The organism is Candidatus Eisenbacteria bacterium (assembly GCA_016930695.1).
Taxonomy (GTDB): domain Bacteria; phylum Orphanbacterota; class Orphanbacteria; order Orphanbacterales; family Orphanbacteraceae; genus JAFGGD01.
The window spans coordinates 50,250-66,473 of record JAFGGD010000059.1 but is presented as its reverse complement, the minus strand read 5'-3'; the positions used below and the strand labels follow the sequence as shown (position 1 = coordinate 66,473).

Annotated in this window: 10 protein-coding genes and 1 riboswitch; of the genes, 6 read left to right on the top strand and 4 right to left on the bottom strand. The window is 63.4% G+C overall.

The window, feature by feature from the left end; all coding sequences use genetic code 11:
- Window positions 1-93: 93 nt before the first annotated feature.
- A complete protein-coding gene (locus JW958_14520) occupies window positions 94-924 on the bottom strand; it encodes a response regulator (protein ID MBN1827466.1) in 831 nt (276 codons plus the stop codon).
- Window positions 925-1,186: 262 nt separating this feature from the next.
- On the opposite strand from JW958_14520, the gene JW958_14515 reads away from it, so the two are divergent.
- From JW958_14515 to thiC, 3 genes are all read left to right on the top strand, one after another.
- Window positions 1,187-2,191, top strand: coding sequence for an NAD(P)-dependent glycerol-3-phosphate dehydrogenase (locus JW958_14515; GenBank protein MBN1827465.1), 1,005 nt, complete (start codon window positions 1,187-1,189; stop codon window positions 2,189-2,191).
- 391 nt (window positions 2,192-2,582) lie between these two features.
- On the top strand, window positions 2,583-7,517 hold the full coding sequence (locus tag JW958_14510) for a T9SS type A sorting domain-containing protein (protein ID MBN1827464.1): 4,935 nt from the start codon (window positions 2,583-2,585) through the stop codon (window positions 7,515-7,517).
- Window positions 7,518-7,692: 175 nt separating this feature from the next.
- Window positions 7,693-7,816: riboswitch (TPP riboswitch) on the top strand.
- A gap of 138 nt (window positions 7,817-7,954) precedes the next feature.
- Window positions 7,955-9,685, top strand: coding sequence for a phosphomethylpyrimidine synthase ThiC (gene thiC / locus JW958_14505; protein ID MBN1827463.1), 1,731 nt, complete (start codon window positions 7,955-7,957; stop codon window positions 9,683-9,685).
- 124 nt (window positions 9,686-9,809) lie between these two features.
- Here thiC and JW958_14500 read toward each other — a convergent pair whose 3' ends face one another.
- The 3 genes from JW958_14500 to JW958_14490 form a co-directional block, all read right to left on the bottom strand.
- Window positions 9,810-10,202, bottom strand: a complete 393-nt coding sequence (locus JW958_14500; GenBank protein MBN1827462.1) for a YjbQ family protein — start codon at window positions 10,200-10,202, stop codon at window positions 9,810-9,812.
- Window positions 10,203-10,215: 13 nt separating this feature from the next.
- Window positions 10,216-11,820 carry a hypothetical protein gene (locus tag JW958_14495; GenBank protein ID MBN1827461.1) on the bottom strand — a complete coding sequence of 535 codons (1,605 nt, stop codon included), beginning with the start codon at window positions 11,818-11,820 and terminating at the stop codon, window positions 10,216-10,218.
- A gap of 81 nt (window positions 11,821-11,901) precedes the next feature.
- Complete coding sequence (locus JW958_14490) at window positions 11,902-13,317, bottom strand: MBL fold metallo-hydrolase (protein MBN1827460.1); 1,416 nt, start codon at window positions 13,315-13,317, stop codon at window positions 11,902-11,904.
- A gap of 192 nt (window positions 13,318-13,509) precedes the next feature.
- Between JW958_14490 and JW958_14485 the strand changes: the two genes are divergently transcribed.
- The 3 genes from JW958_14485 to JW958_14475 all read left to right on the top strand — a co-directional run bounded on the left by JW958_14485 (window position 13,510) and on the right by JW958_14475 (window position 16,219).
- The gene (locus JW958_14485) at window positions 13,510-14,313 is read left to right on the top strand and encodes a ParA family protein (GenBank protein ID MBN1827459.1); all 804 of its coding nucleotides are present in this window, start codon (window positions 13,510-13,512) and stop codon (window positions 14,311-14,313) included.
- A complete protein-coding gene (locus JW958_14480; protein ID MBN1827458.1) occupies window positions 14,291-15,136 on the top strand; it encodes a ParB/RepB/Spo0J family partition protein in 846 nt (281 codons plus the stop codon). Before JW958_14485 ends, JW958_14480 begins: the two co-directional genes overlap by 23 nt.
- Window positions 15,137-15,358: 222 nt before the next feature.
- Window positions 15,359-16,219: a hypothetical protein gene (locus JW958_14475; GenBank protein ID MBN1827457.1), complete on the top strand. Its 861-nt coding sequence runs from the start codon at window positions 15,359-15,361 to the stop codon at window positions 16,217-16,219.
- Window positions 16,220-16,224 lie beyond the last annotated feature (5 nt).

Below are 16,224 nucleotides of genomic sequence, written 5' to 3'. Positions count from 1 at the left end.
GGAGGGTGGGGCGCAAACAAGGGAGGCGAAACGATCGTTCCGGTGCTTTAGCCCGCCTGGGTCCCGGCGAAGGAGGGGCCGCCTTCGATTATCTCATTCTCCGCGAACCTGTTCCAGGAAGGACCGGACACGGCGGAATTCAGCCTTGAGGTCCTGCATCGCCCCCGGAATCGATTCGCTCCGCCCCTCCTCCCCCATCGACTCGATCGATCCGGCGATGCTGTGCATCGCCTCGGCGCCGGCGTGGCCGCTCGATCCCTTGATTGCGTGCGCTTCGTAGAGGATCGTTCGGGAGTTTTGGTCGCGCAACGCGTTTTCCAGATTGGCGATGTGTCGCTCGGTGTCATTCAGGAAAATCCCGATCAGGGTTTGCATGAACTCCGCGTCGCCGCCGGAGATTTCGATGAGGCGCGAAACGGCGACCGGCGTGTCCGTGTCGGAGTGCCGGGCGGAACGTCGGGAGACACGTTCCCTTTCCGGATCCGCCGGGGCCGGGGCGGAGGCGCCGGTCTCACCGCCGGAAGCGGACGACCCGAGGAGGCGGCCCTTCACCTCGGCGCGCAACTCATCCGGTTCAAATGGTTTGTGGAGAACGCCGTCCATGCCGGCGTCCGAGGCGCGGGCGTAATCGTCTCCCCCCGTGCCGGCGGTGACGGCGATAATCGGCACCCGAAGTTCCGGATCCTCCCGCTCGCGGATCTTTCTCGCCGCGGTCCACCCGTCCATTCCCGGGAGCCGGCAGTCCATTAAGATAAGGTCATAGCGCTCACGCCCCGCCGCTTCCACGGCGAGAAGGCCGTCCTCCGCCTGGTCGACCCGATAACCGGCTATCTCCAGTATCCGGGCCGTGATCTGTCGGTTGATCTCCTCGTCGTCGACCAAGAGGATCCGGGGCGGTTCCGTGCCCTGCCGGGGCTTGTCCATTTGACCCACACTATTCCTTCCGCGAGCGCCCCCATCCGGGGTGCGTTGGGGGGTTAATCTTGTTGTGTTCCAACGGCTTCTCGGGATGTTTTACCTCCCCCCGAGCATCGGCCGGTCGGAGTGGGGCTTGAGGGGATGGTGCGAAATGGGCGCGCCGCGGTGGTGTTTTCGTGGATGGTCCTTTCTTCTTTTTCATTCTCCGAAAGCCGCCGTCCAGCCGGAACGGTTGGCATCCCCCCACCCGATGATGTAGCCTCGGGGCATGAAGAGAGAAAGAATCGCCGTGATCGGCGACGGGGCGATGGGGACCGTGTGCGCGCTCTTGCTCGCCGAGAACGGCCATGGCGTGAGCATTTGGTCCGCCTTTCCGGAACAGGCGGAGGAGATGGCGGCGGAGCGTGAGAACGTCCGTTTCCTCCCCGGCCACCCGCTTCCGAAAGAGATCCGGGTGACCGGCCGGGAGGAGGAGGCCTTCGGCGACGCGGCCATCGTTCTCTCGGCGGTCCCCACGCAGTTCATCCGCCCCGTTTGGGCGAGGCTCGCCGAGCGCTTCCCGTCCGGGCTGTCGATTTTCTCCGTGGCGAAGGGGATCGAGAACGGGACACTCCTCAGGCCGACGCAGATTCTGCGGGAAACGCTCGGTATCCCCGACGAGCGCCTCGCCGTGCTTTCCGGACCATCCATCGCGCCGGAGATCGCCGATCATCTGCCGGCGACGGTCGCCGCCGCGTCGGCGGACCCCGCCCTCGCCGAGAGGATCCAAGCGCTGATCACACGCCCCTATTTTCGCGTTTACACGAATCCCGATCTGACCGGTGTCGAGTTGGCGGGGGCGACGAAGAACGTCATCGCCATCGCCGCGGGGATCCTGGACGGGATGGGGAGCGGACACAACGCCAAGGCGGCGCTCCTCTCTCGCGGGCTCGCGGAAATCACACGGCTGGGCGAAGCGCTCGGCGCCCTTCCCGCGACCTTCGCCGGTCTCGCCGGCGTGGGGGACTTGGTCACCACCTGCACCTCGCCGGTAGGCCGCAACCGTTCCTTCGGTGAGGCGATCGGCAAAGGGATGACCGTCGAGGAGGCGCTCGGGGCGACCCGCTCCGTCGTCGAGGGGGTGGCGACCACGGCGAGCGTGATCGCCCTCGCCGCGCGCGCGGGCGTCGAGATGCCGATCACGGAAGCGGTGAACACCGTTCTCTTCCAGGGGGTGCCCCCGGCCGAAGCGATTCATCGTCTGATGAATCGGCCCCTCAAGGCGGAAGGCTAACGTTCCCGCGCGCCGGCGCCGGGATTCGAGGCCGATACGCGGTTCCTTTTTTTACGTCCAATACCTCCCCGACCGCCGATCGGCGCGCCCCATATAGATGAAGGGTTCGCGATTCGGGGCACGGCCCGAACCTGTTGTCTTAACAACAATCAAAACAACGCGTTATGGTGGCCGTTTTTCGGGGGCGTCATGGCCCCCCCGGCTTCTTTTTGCGGATTCCGATTGCAGGGCGTTTCTATTTTCTCTAATATCAACTCGTTGGGCAGAATAGACACTCCCCTTCCCTGGCAGGTGCCCGGCGGAAACGTTCGGGGTGCTCCGTTCGGACGCCGTGTGATTTCTGCTCATCACGGAATGTACCGTCGTCCGCCCGTCGCTGGAGGGTTTGGGGATGATCCGCACGCAACCGCCCCGGTTCTCGCCGGGAGAGTTTTCTCTTTTTTCCTGTCTGAATCGCCTGTTCCCCTGTCTGGTGCTCTCCCTCTTCTTGTGGCCGATCGCCGCGATGGCGCAGGCCGACGGCGGCGACGAAACAGTCACGGGCCGGGAGGACCCGGCGCGGATGCCGCGCTGGCGCCAGATCGGATCCGGTACGGACGGTACCGTTCATGCCCTCACCATTTTCGACGGCGCCCTGATCGCGGGCGGATCCTTCAGCAACGCGGGGGGCGCGGCATCGGGCCGTGTCGGGCGCTGGAACGGATCATTGTGGAGCGGCTTCGGAAATGATCTGGGTGGGACGGTGTATGCGCTCGCGGGGTGGGGCGGCGCTCTGGTGGCGGGCGGGGACTCACTGCTCGAGAATTCCGGGAAGTCCGTAGAGTATGAACCGATTGCTCGTTGGACCGGTTCCGGCTGGGAGAATCCATCACCCGTTCCGATCAACGGAGGAGTGCGCGCCCTCCTCGCCTGGGGGGGCGGGCTCGCCGTCGGCGGCGCCTTCGATATCGGGGGGGACCCGGCGCGGCGGAATCTGGCGCTCCTGAGCGGCGGCGCCTGGACGGCGCTCGGAGCCGAAGGACCGGACGGTCCCGTCTACGCCCTCGCATCCTTCGGCGGTGAATTGATCGCGGCGGGATCCTTCTCGTCCATCGGCGGCGTCGCCTGCGCCAACATCGCCCGGTGGGACGGCGCGGCTTGGCACTCTCTCGGCGCCGGAGTCGACGGCGCGGTGCGGGCACTCGCCGTCAAGGGCGGCATCCTATACGCCGGCGGCGATTTCGCGACCGCGGGGGTCGCGCCGGCGCGTCGCGTCGCGAAATGGACGGGCGCGGCCTGGCGTCCTCTCGGCGCCGGTGTCGGCGGAACGGTTTATGCGTTGTCTTTCTACGAAGACTATCTCGTCGCCGGAGGCGATATCTCCACCGCCGGCGTCAACCCGACCCACAACGTCACCTATTGGAACGGCCGCTCCTGGATGGTCGAACGGAGCGGGATGAACGACACAATCTACGCGCTCCGGCCCTTCCTGGGTCTCATCGCGGGCGGGAGTTTCACGCGGGCCGGTCCGGGCGCGGCGAATCGCATCGCCCGATACACCACCGACCCCCCCGACATGCCGACCGGAGTAACCGCGTCCAACGGGCTCTGCGGAAAGGTGCGGGTCGAGTGGAAGGACGTGTCGGGGGAGACCGGCTATCGGATTTTCCGGAACGGCACCCCCCTCGGAGATGTGGCGGCGGATCGCACCTTCTACGACGACCGGACGGCGCCGGTGGGAACCCATCGCTATCGGGTGCTCGCCTTCAATTCCTTCGGGGAATCGGCCCGGTCGGAGGAGGCGAAGGGGAGCCTTCGCGTCGGCGCACTGCCCCCCTCGGGCGCGCAGGCGACCGACGACGATTGCGCGACGATCCGGGTCACCTGGGGCGCCTCGCCGAACGCCGACACCTATCGGATCGAGCGAAACGGCGCCGTCGTGAAGATCGTCTCCTCGTCGGTGAGAGAGTTCGTGGACGCGCCCACCCCGGGAACGTATACATATAAAATTTCTGCCGGTAACGGATGCGGCTTCTCCTCGCCGGCGACCGTCGTCGGCACGCGGCTTCCCGTTCCGGCGGCGCCGGCTCCGGTGATCGCCAGCGACAGCAGCCGGACGCTGATCCGTCTCGATTGGGGCGCCTCGGCGGAGGCGGACAGCTACCGGGTCTACCGGGATGGTGCCGCCGTCGCGGCTTTTTCCGCGTCGACTCGGTTCTGGATGGACACGTCGCCGACGGGCACGCATACCTATGGCGTGAGCGCCGGCAATACCTGCGGCTGGTCCGACGCGGCGATGGCGACGGGCACCATTCTTCCTCCCGCGCCGAACCCGCCCGGAGGTCTCACGGCGAGCGACAGCTCCTGCACGATCGTCCGTCTCGACTGGAACATGGTGATGGGTGTTTCTTCCTTCCGCGTCTACCGCGGCGGTGAGATCATCGCCCTTCTGCCGTCGACGACCACCTATTACGTCGACTCTCCCGGCCCCGGCGTGCACACCTACGGCGTGAGCGCCGGCGGCGAAGCTGGCTGGTCGTCCATCGCGGTGGTCGCGGGGGCGATCTTCCCCGCCCCGGAGACGCCGGGAGGGCTCTCGGCGAGCGACGGCCTCTGTTCGGGCGTGATGCTCGACTGGAACGCCGTCGCCGCGGCGGACAGCTACGAGGTGTTCCGCGACGGGGCTTCGGTGGCCGTGCTCCCCTCGACGATCCTCACTTTCGAGGACGCGATCGGGTCGGGTGACTGGCAATATCAGGTTGTTGCAAAAAACAAATGCGGACGTTCCGAACCGGCCACGGCGACGGGAAGCGTGTCCGCCGCCGATCCGGGCCCACCCCTCTCGATTTCGGCGAGCGACGACCGTTGCTCCGTCGTCGCCCTCTCTTGGACGCCTCCGCCGGGCGCGGACAGCTGCAGGATCCTTCGCGACGGCGAGCCCCTGGCGACCTTTCCCGCGACGCGGACCTCTTGGGAGGATTCCGGCGCCGTCGGCGAACACGTCTACTCCATCGCCGCCCGAAACCGGTGCGGCTGGTCGGTCGAGGTCGACGACGTCGGCCGCCTGCTGCCGTCGGCGCCCGGCGCGCCGGTCGGTTTCGCCGCGAGCGAGAATCGCTGCGGCTCCGTGCTTCTCACATGGAAAGCCGCCGAGCGGTCGGAGCGCTACATACTCGAGCGGGACGGTTCGGCGATCGACACGGTCGACGCGGACGCACTCTCCTACGAAGATGAACCCGGTCCCGGGGCGCGCCTCTACGCGATCCGCGCGGAGAACGGTTGCGGTACTTCCGCGGCGGCGAGCGACCAAGGGCGGGCTCTTTTCGCGCCCGGCTCTCCCGGCGTGCTCGTGGCGAGCGATACCAGTTGCTCTCTCGTCCGGCTCGAGTGGACCGCGTCGGTCGAGGCGGACAGCTACCGCGTCTATCGAGACGGCGCCCCCTTGGCCTCCCTGCCGGCGGCCTCGCGGGTATGGATCGACCGCGCCTCTTCCGGTTCCTACGAGTACGCCGTCGAGGCGGGGAACGGCTGTGGTTGGTCGAAAACCACAGCGGCGGCCGGCACGATCCTTCCCGGCACCCCCCTCCCGCCGTCGGATTTCGCCGTCACCGTCGCGCGTTGCGACAGCGTGATCCTTTCCTGGACGGATCGGTCCGAAGACGAGACCGGTTTCCGGATTGTCCGCGACGGCGCGACGCTCGCCACCTTGGACGCGGACGCGACGCGTTTCGCCGATCGCCCGGCGCCCGGTCTCTATGAATATGAACTCTTCGCCGTCGGTCCCTGCGGTTCTTCGCCGGGCCTCGTCGCCGAAGGAGAAAGGCTCGAGCCGCCCGACGCACCGACGCTCCTGTCGCCGGCGGAGGGCCATGTTTACGAGGGGCTGGTGACGATCACCCTCGAGTGGGGAGCCGTGCCCGGAGCGGACGCTTATCGGGTGCAGATGGCGCGCGATGCGTTCTTCTCGGCGCCGGTTTTGGACGAAACCGTTTCCGGAACCGCCACGACCTTCACGCTCCCCTCCGTCCCCGAACCGGGCGCTTACGTCTGGCGCGTCTCCGCCGAGGCGGCGTGCGGCGACGGCGATTGGTCTTCGACGAGACAGTTCACGCGCGAACCACTCGGCGCGTACGACCTCACCAACCGCAGCCTCGGTTTCGACCACGACCCGCTCGGTGGCCCCGTGGGCAGTAGCCCGCCCGATCCCGATCCGGACATGGTGGTGCTGCGGAACGAGGGGGAGACCTCCTTCGTCTGGACCGCCGCCCCGGGGCAGGCTTGGATCGAAATCGACAGGGAGGGCGGTTCGCTCGCGCCCGGCGCCGAGGATACGCTCTGGATCGATGTGCTTCCGGAACTTCTGAAAACCGGCGAATTCCTCGGTTTCGTGCGAATCGAGACCGATGTCGCCGCGGCGCCGGAGGACACGGTCTGGGTGGATCTGCGAGTCAAGACCTACCGTCTCGGGGATTGCAACGGCGACGGCGAGTTGGACGAGCGGGACCTGGCGGCGCTGGCGGATCATGTGATCGATGCGATCCCGCTTTGGTCTCCCATCGTGCGGATCGGGCTGCCCGACGTGAACTTCGACGACAACGTTGACGATGGCGACATGAGCGTGCTGCCGGGCCTGATCGGCGCGGCTCTTCTCGATGACGGCCAGGGAACGAGCAGTGCGGGCGCGTCGGACGCCGCCGTCCTCTGGGCGGGCCTCTTTTCCGACACGCTCCGGCTCTCCGTCGAAGGGACGGGAAGCGTGCGCGCCGGCGCCGTCCGTCTCCGTCGCGCGGCCGCCGGCAACGAATCCGTCGCGCTCCGCCCGCTCGGCGAGACTTATCAAACCGCGCTCGTTCGGGACGGCCGGGATCTGGTCTTCCTCTTCTATACCCTGGAACCGTCGGCGCCCTCCCTCGGCGACGGGGTCCGGCTCGACTTGGCCGAACTCGTTTGGGAGGGGGCGGGGGACGACGGAAGCGTCGAGTTTCTCTGGGGCGATCTCGCCGCGTCGGGGTCGGAACAGTTCCCGATCGAGAGGATCGAGTTTTATCGGCCCGGCGGACCGGGGAGCCGCAGTTTCGCCTTTTTCCCGGTGCGCCCGAACCCCTTCGACAGCGAGTGCGTGATCAGCTACGAACTCCCCGAGCAGATGCGCGTCGATCTGCGTATCTACGACATATCCGGGCGGCACGTGCGTACCCTGGTCGGCGGCGAACGGAAGGCCGGTTTCCACGCGCTCTCCTGGGACGGCCGCGACGACTCCGGCAGGCGGGTCGGCCTGGGCGTCTACTTCATCAAACTGGAATCTCCGCGAGGCACGCGCACTCACAGGAGCGTGATCGTGCGGTGACGGGTGACGAATGTGCGCCCGTCGCCGTCCGGGCGACGAAGGTCTATGGGGAAGGTCCGCGCGCCGGATCGTCTCCCCGGTTTCCCATCAGCTCCCGATGAGCGGCGGCGGGGACCGTCGCTCATCGCCCGCCCCCTTCTCCATTCATTCTCCCTCGGTTTTGTGCTACATTGAAACCGTTCGCTCGGGGCGCGTTCCGGGATTATGCCGTGTTACCGACGGCCTCCGGAGACGCTGAGAAGCACCCGTCGAACCTGATCCGGTTCGGACCGGCGTAGGGAACGCGACACGGCACGCGGATGCCCGGCCTCGGGAAGGCCGGCGTAAACACCGCTCCCGCCCCCACCCTCACCGCGTTGGACACTCACCGATCCGGCCGGGCTCTGCGAAAAAGAAGGAGCCGCAAAATGTCCAAGGGAGAATCGAAAAAGCCCGGAATGGGGTCGCGCCCCTCTTTCCGTTTCGCTCTTCCCCTTCGTGGGGGGAGTCACCCCGCGACGGATCGGGCGGGGACGGCGCCGCCCAGTTTCACCCCGCGACCGGACCTGGGCGGTCCCCTCGCCTTCGCGTCGCCCGATACGCCGGGAATGCCGGGACCATCGGAAAAGACCGCGTGGGATTTCAACCCGGCCCCCCGGGGGGCGGGGGAGGCGATCACGCAGCTGGAAAGGGCGCGTCTCGGGGAGATCACCCCGGAAATGCGGCGCGCCTCGGAGCGGGAACCGCACCTGTCGCCGGAGGGCGTTCGCGACGAGATCGCGGCGGGGCGGATGCTGATCTGCGCGAACCGGGCGCATCTTTCCCACGGCCTGGACCCGATATGCATCGGGCGCGCGGCTTCCACGAAAATCAACGCGAACTTGGGCGCTTCACCGGTCCGCAGCGATCTCGACGAGGAAGTGGAGAAGATGCGTTGGGCGATTCGCTGGGGGGCGGATGCGGTCATGGATCTCTCCACGGGGGGCGACCTGGACGCTTGCCGCGAAGCGATTATTCGGAACTCGCCGGTGCCGGTCGGCACGGTTCCTCTTTACTCGATGATCGTGAACCGCCGAATCGAGGATCTCACGCACGACGACATCTTGAAGGAACTGGAGAAGCAGGCCCGGCAAGGAGTGGACTTCTTCACGATCCACGCCGGACTCAAGCGGGAGCATCTTCCGTACGTAAAGAACCGCCTGATCGGCATCGTGTCCCGCGGGGGCTCTCTTCTCGCGCAATGGATGCTCCGCCACGGCAAAGAGAACCCCATGTACGATCTGTTCGACGAAATCGCCGACATCATGCGCGCGTACGACGTCAGTTTCTCTCTCGGCGACGGACTCCGTCCGGGAGGGCTCGCGGACGCGACGGACGAAGCGCAGATGCGGGAGCTGGACACCCTCGGCGAGTTGACGGAACGCGCTTGGGCGAAAGGCGTCCAGGTTATGGTCGAGGGACCGGGGCACATCCCCTTCGACCAGATCGAATACAACATGAAGATCGAGAGGGCTCTCTGTCACGGCGCGCCTTTCTATGTCCTCGGCCCCGTGGTGACCGACATGTTTCCCGGTTACGATCACATCACCAGCTGCATTGGCGCCACGGCCGCCGCGTACCACGGCGCGGCGATGCTCTGCTACGTCACGCCGAAGGAACACCTCGGGCTACCCAAGCGCGAGGACGTGAAGCTCGGGTGCATCGCCTATAAAATCGCCGCCCACGCGGCGGATGTCGCCCTCGGCATACCCGGTTCCCGGGATCGGGACGACGAGCTGACCAAAGCGCGGGCGGCGCTGCACTGGGAGAAGCACGTGGGCGCCAGCTTCGATCCGGATACGGCCCGCGCCTTGCACGACGAAGACCTGGACGTAGACACGGATTTCTGCGCCATGTGCGGACACGACTGGTGCGCCGTCCGGATCAGCAAGACGATTCAAGAGTTCGGCAGCGGCAAGGAAGAGGCCTTCGCCTCGGATGGTCCCCGGCACGGGGGCGGGCTGACCCCCGATCAGATCGAGATCCTGAAATCCAGGGGTGTTCTGTCTCCGGAGGAACTCGAGCGTTTAGGCGGAGGCGCTTCCAGGGCGACGGACGCCACAGCGGGGAAGCGGAAGGGGTGCCGCGGCGGCGCGGCGAACGACGGGCGGGCGCGCGGGATGCGGCGCGAGAAGAGCGGGGATTCCTGATCGGCCGGCATCGCCGGCGCGCGCGGGTTTGTCGTTCGGGGTGGTTGGTGTGTGCGATGAGGATGGGCTGCGCCGCGGCGGAGCGCGAAGGCGTACTCTCCGGCCGACCGGCGTTCCGCGTCCCTCATCCCGCGATGAAGCGGACCAGAACGCGACGGGTCCGCGGACCGTCGAACTCACAGAAATAGACCGACTGCCATCTTCCGAGAACAAGCCTCCCCTCGTCGACGAGTATCGTCTCGGAGGGTCCGATCAGAACCGATTTCAGGTGCGCGTCCGAATTTCCCTCGGCGTGACGGTAGTCTCCCCTTTCCGGGAAAAGGCGCGCGAGATTGCTCTCGATGTCCCGCTTCACGTCCGGATCGGCCCCCTCGTTGATGCCGATCGCCGTCGTCGTGTGGGGGGTGTAGACGACGCACAACCCGCTCGCTCCCTCCGGAATCGCGGAGGCCACTTCGCGCGTGATGTCCAGCGTTTGTATTCTCGAAGAAGTTTGTACCTCTAAAGTTAGTGTCATCTGTATTGACTCCTCAAAATACGCGCCGCATGGTGGCGTGAAAGAAGAAGGGGCTCGTTTCGTCGGCGCCCGGCGGCGTCCGGGTCTCCGCGCTTTGGGCCGTCCCCAGTTGCAGCGTAGTGGAGTATCCGGGGACGACTCGGCCCGAGACGTCGCGCATCTCCTCGGTTCCTGTCGGAGAAAAAACGACGGCCGAGAAAAGACCCGGGTCGCGGTGAAATTCAATTTCCAATCCGGTCCGGTACCGTTGACCGGAGACGACGATGCGGACCGAGTCCGGGACGGCGCCGACCAGCACATAATCTCCGAGCGCCTCGGGAATCAGAGTGACGGGTCCGAGACCGTCCCCCTGAATGGCGCGGGTGGAGCAGTCCACCTCAAAGCGAAATGTGGAGGCCGCACGCACGATGCAGGAATGATCGAGAGTGTCCAGGTCGTATCGGAGCTGGAAGAGCATCTCCCCTTCCCATACCTCGGTGTCGCAGGGGACGTTGAAATCATTGTTGATGTGTTCGTCGCTGGTCGGATCGACGACCCAAAGATCGACCTCCCCTCCGGTGAGGACGCAATCCGTGCAATCGAGGGGTGTCGGCTCCGCTTGATAGGCCGTGGTTTCCCCGGGATCGACGTGAAGGGTGTCGGAAACCGAGGGGCGGAATCCCGAGAGAAAGAGTAGCACGCGATAGGATCCGGCGGGGACCGGCTCGATTCGGGGCGGGTTTCGCATCAGGAAGGGGTGGTAATAGCTCCCCGAAAGCTCATCCCCGCAGGGGAGGAGGACGGCAAGGGCATCACCGGCCCCGGAGGTGTTTTCCCACGAGATCTCGAGAGCTCCGGCGTCTCCTCCCCACGTCCCCACCTGCTCCCAATCCGGTTCCGAGCCGAGGATGTCGCTTAAATGGAACAAACCGATCGGCCCCCAGAACGGTTTCTCGATGGCGCCCATTGTGTCGACCTGTGCGCGGACAAAAGAGGACCAGCCGGACCGCCATTTGTCGAGCGCGCAGGCGGGAAGAGTGGGCAGGTAGTCCCGCCACTCATCCCGGGTGGCCCCCGCGATGAATTCATCGAGCGAATCGAATCGGGGCGCGATTTCCCCGGCGCGGCAGGACATGGCGAGCGCTTCCGGCGATGAGGGATTCGCGGTCATCTCCAGACCGAGCACCCTTGCTCTTTCGGTGAGAGAGGAGAAGCGAGCGCGTCCTCCGTCGATCGCTTCCGCGATGGATTGCTCCCACTCCTGAAAAAGGGGGCCCCAATCCGGATAATCGTCCAGGGTGTCGGATGTGGTCGCGATCGCATCGAGCAGAGCGAGGATCGAGTCGGCGCCGGCGTCGATCCGGATGGACGATTCCATGAGGTCATAGACCTCTTGGCGGTAGAAGCTGGAATCGTGCCCGGCAATGGTGTAAATAAAACGCTCCGTTGCGCCTTTCATAAGAAGAACCTGCGCCACGTCCAGATCGTACAGCTGATCGGAAAGCCGCCCGGCAAGCAGATTCACGTTGGCGTAAGGCTGATCCGGGCAAACGGGAAGGGTTCCATTGGGAGGGGAAGACGAATTGTCTCCACAGGCGAGGGAGAAAAAAAACAGAAGGAAGAACCATCGAAGGCGCACGGAAACACTCCCAGCGAGAGACAGGTCCACCGTACCCGCGGCGGGACCCGGCGTCAACTTGGGGCGCGCAACCAATTGCATTTATATAAGATATGTCTCGCCGTACTGCACGGAATCCACCTGACCGAACCCCGCGTTTGTGAGCTCCTCCCGCATGTGCGTCTGCGCCTCCTCCTCGCCGTGGACGAGTAAAATCTGCCGCAAGGTTTCCCTGTCGTAAGGCTCAATGAAGTCGAGGATCTCTTGATAGTCCGCGTGCGCGCTGAATTCATTCATAACCTTGACCTGGGCACGGACGTCATACTCGTCTCCGAAGATCTTTACTTTGGTCTTTCCCTCGGCGAGCCGGCGGCCGAGCGTGTGTTCCGCCATATATCCCACGATGAGCACCGTGTTTCGATGGTTGCCGATGTGGTTCATGAGGTGGTGCAGGATTCGGCCCGCTTCCGCCATTCCGCTGGCGGAGATGATAATTGCCGGCCCATGAAGGGCGTTTAGCTTTTTGGACTCTTCCACCTCGCGTACCAGGGTGAGGCGCTCAAAACCGAAGGGGTTCTCGTGGTGATCCGAGAAAGCTTGGCGCGTCTCCTCATCGTAGCAATCCGGGTGGTTCCGGAAGATCTGAGTGGCCCGAACGGCCATCGGGCTGTCGACGAATACCGGAATATCCGGAATCTTCCCCTCGTCACTCAGTAGATGGAGGAAGAAGATCAGCTCTTGCGTCCTTTCCACGGCAAAAGCGGGAATGATCACCTTGCCGCCATTGGCGGATGTTTCTCGAACGATGCGGCCGAGTTCTTCCTTGGCGTTCAGGATATCCTCGTGGAGTCGGTTGCCATATGTGCTCTCGCAGACAAACACATCGGGGGTTTTTTCCGGAAAATGGGGGTCGCGGAGGATCGGAAGACCCTTGCGCCCCAGGTCCCCAGAAAAGAGAATGCGGCGCTCTTCCTTGCCGTTTCGAACATGGAAGAGGGGCATGGCGGATCCCAGAATATGTCCGGCGTCGGAAAAAGAGAGAGTCATCCCGGGGGCAACCTCCCTCTCTTCGCCGTAGGGCATCGTCTGAAACTGCTTCAATGTTCTTTCGACATCGGCGAGCGTGTAGAGAGGTTCCGCGATGAAACCACCCCGCCGTCGCTGTTTCTTCGCCAGCTTCTTGGCGAACCGTGCGTCCATCTCTTGAATATGGGCGGAATCCATCAAGATAAGGCGGGCAATATCCAGGGTCGCCGGTGTGCAGTATATTGGTCCTTTGAATCCATGGTTGACCAACGAGGGGAGGTTTCCACAGTGATCCAGGTGCCCATGCGTGAGGACGCAGGCGTCCACGGTGGTTGCATCGTAAGGGAACTCTCTGTTCTTCTGGTCGGTTTCCTGGCGCCGCCCCTGAAAGATGCCGCAATCAACCTGAACGCAGGATTCCGATGTCCGGAGGAAATGTTTGGAACCTGTAACTTCGAGAGCTGCTCCCCAGGAATAGAATTCAATAGCCAATCTCTTTCTCCTTTTCAAAAACAACAAAGCTCCTTGCAGAATAGACCGGAGTTCATCTCCGTGTCAAAAGGGGATCCCGGTCCATTTTTTGGAGATCACGATTCCCCCTTGTCAGAACGCCTCGCGTCTCCTATCATCTCGATCCAGGAAGGGTCTCTTGGATGTTTCACGTGAAACGTCGTTAGGACAGAGATGGGACGAATCATCGCAGTCGCCAATCAGAAGGGTGGGGTCGGCAAGACGACCACCGCCTTGAACCTGTCCGCCAGCATTGCAGTGGCGGAGAAAAGGACCCTGTTGGTCGATATCGATCCCCAGGCCAATGCGGGGAGCGGTTTGGGGATTTCGGCTTCCGACGAGGACGCATCTATTTACGAGGTACTTCTGGAGTCGACGCCGATCCGAGAGGTCATTCGACAGACAGAGACCCGTTTTCTCGATTTTGTCCCTTCCAGCCGGGATTTAGTGGGCGCTGAGATCGAACTTGTCAGCGAAATGGGGAGGGAGTACCGCCTGCAAAAGGCGCTCGATGCCGTAAAGGATGATTATGATTATATTTTCATTGATTGCCCTCCCTCTCTTGGCCTTCTCACGGTAAATGCTCTCGCGGCGGCGGATACTGTACTGATCCCGATACAATGCGAGTATTACGCTCTCGAGGGCCTGACTCAGCTTCTCAACACGGTTCGTCTGATTCAGAAGAACCTCAACCCGGGCCTCAATCTCGAGGGGGTGTTGCTGACCATGTATGACCGCCGCCTCAATCTGTGCAGGCAGGTGGCGGAAGAGGCAAGGGCATATTTCCCCCAAAAGGTATACCAGACCGTAATTCCTCGAAATGTGCGCCTGAGCGAAGCGCCCAGTTTCGGCAAACCCATCCTTTTATATGACGTAACTTGTTTGGGCGCAAGGTGTTACTTGGCGCTAGCCAAAGAGGTGATCGAAAATGACGAAAAGGGTGCTGGGCAGGGGGTTGGAAGCGCTGCTCTCCGCTAATCCATCTGAGTTGGATAAAACACGACCGGTTAATGAGGCTCCGATCGAGCAGATCGTTCCTAATGAAGCACAGCCCCGTAGGCGTTTCGACCCCGAAAAGATCCAAGAGCTGGCGGAATCGATTCGGGCGAAGGGGATTCTGCAACCCATTGTCGTGCGGCCCACAGGAGATGGTTTTCAAATCGTTGCCGGCGAGAGACGTTTTCTGGCGGCGAAAAAGGCGGGGTTGCATAAGGTCCCCGTGGTTGTACGCGAAGTCCCCGACGAGGATATGCTGCAGTGGGCGCTGATCGAGAACCTGCAGAGGGAAGACCTCGATCCTGTGGAGGAAGCGGAGGCGTTCCGCGTTCTCATCGAAGAGCAGGGATTGACGCACGAGACCGTTTCCGAACTGGTCGGCAGGGATCGCACCTCCATCACGAATTCCATTCGTCTTCTCCGCCTGGCCGAGCCGATTCGCAGAGCATTGGCGGAGGGGAAGATCACGGCCGGTCATGGAAGGGCGCTTCTGCAGGTTGCGGACGAAGAGTCGCGCAACGGCTTATTTAAAAGAGTGTTACGAGAAGGGCTCTCGGTGCGCCGCACCGAGGAACTCGGTCGCGGTGTTCGGCCGCCGCGGAAGAAAAAGAGCAGATCACCCGCCCGAAGAGACCCCCAGATCGAGTCTTTGGAGGAAAAGCTCCGCCTCCGTTTCGGGACTCGTGTACGAATCCGTCCTGTCGGCGCGGGCGGGGTTATCGAGATCGAGTACTACGGGACGGAAGAATTCGAGCGACTGTTTCAGGAGCTTCTCGCCGGATCCCAAGACGACCAGGCAATTTAACGTCATTAATTACAATTGGTTGTGTGGCCCAGCCAAACCCGCGTGTCGATTTTTCTTTTCTCCCTTCTCGAACATGGTATTTTTTTACCAGAACGGATTACGGGCGTCCCTCCACACCCTGGTTTGTTTCTCCGTCGCCTGGGATCGATCTCGTAAGCCTCCAAACAGCGAAGGGGCGGCGGGGATCCTTGACCAGGCCCCGGCCTCGACGGGAATCGAGCGATGATCGACATGCACCCACAGGTCCAGCTTCTTCTCAAACTGGAAGAGATCGAGCGCAAGCGTATGCGCAAGGAGGAGAAGAAGGCCAAGGCCCGCCGAGTTGAAAACAAGATAGACCCCGACCTTCTCCATTATTATCGCCTGCGAAAAGAAAGAAGCGGAACCGGGCTGGCGGTGATCGAGGATCTGGTTTGCCAGGGGTGCGGAATGAAGTACCCGGAAACCAACCTGATTATTCAGAAAATGGGGACCGAGGTTATCCAGTGCGAGTTCTGCGGGCGTATCGTATACCCGGCTCCGAAGAAAAAAAAGCAGGAGAAAGTCGCGGCGAAAGAGGGGAAGGCCGGGAAGAAGGCGCCGGCCGCGCAATCGCAGAAGAAGAAAGCCCCCGCGGAGGCCGTGGCGACGGCCACCGGGAAGAAGGAGGGCTCCCGGGCGAAGTCACGGGGTAGCAGTGAATCCCCCCCCAAACAGATGAAGAAGACGGTCCGGAAACCGAAGCCCAAACCCACCAAGAAAACCACGAAAAAGAAGACCAAGAAAACCTCTCCGCGTCCCGCCAAGAACGCCAAGAAAAAGCCCGCGACGAAGAAAACCGCCCGCAAGAAGGGGTCCGTGAAAAAAACAAAGGGCGTTTCACGGAAGAAAACCGCGGGCAAGAAGGTGACCAAGAAGAAGGCGCCGAGAAAGAAACCGGCTATCGCCAAGAAGGGTGGTCGCCGGACGTCTTCCACGGCCGTCGCGAAAAAGCCGGCGCGGCGGTCCGGTGCGGGAAAACCCACGAAGAAAACGACGAAGTCGACCGCAAAAAAATCGGTGGCGAAAAAATCATCGAAAAAAGGCGCTCGGAAACGCCGCTAGCGGAC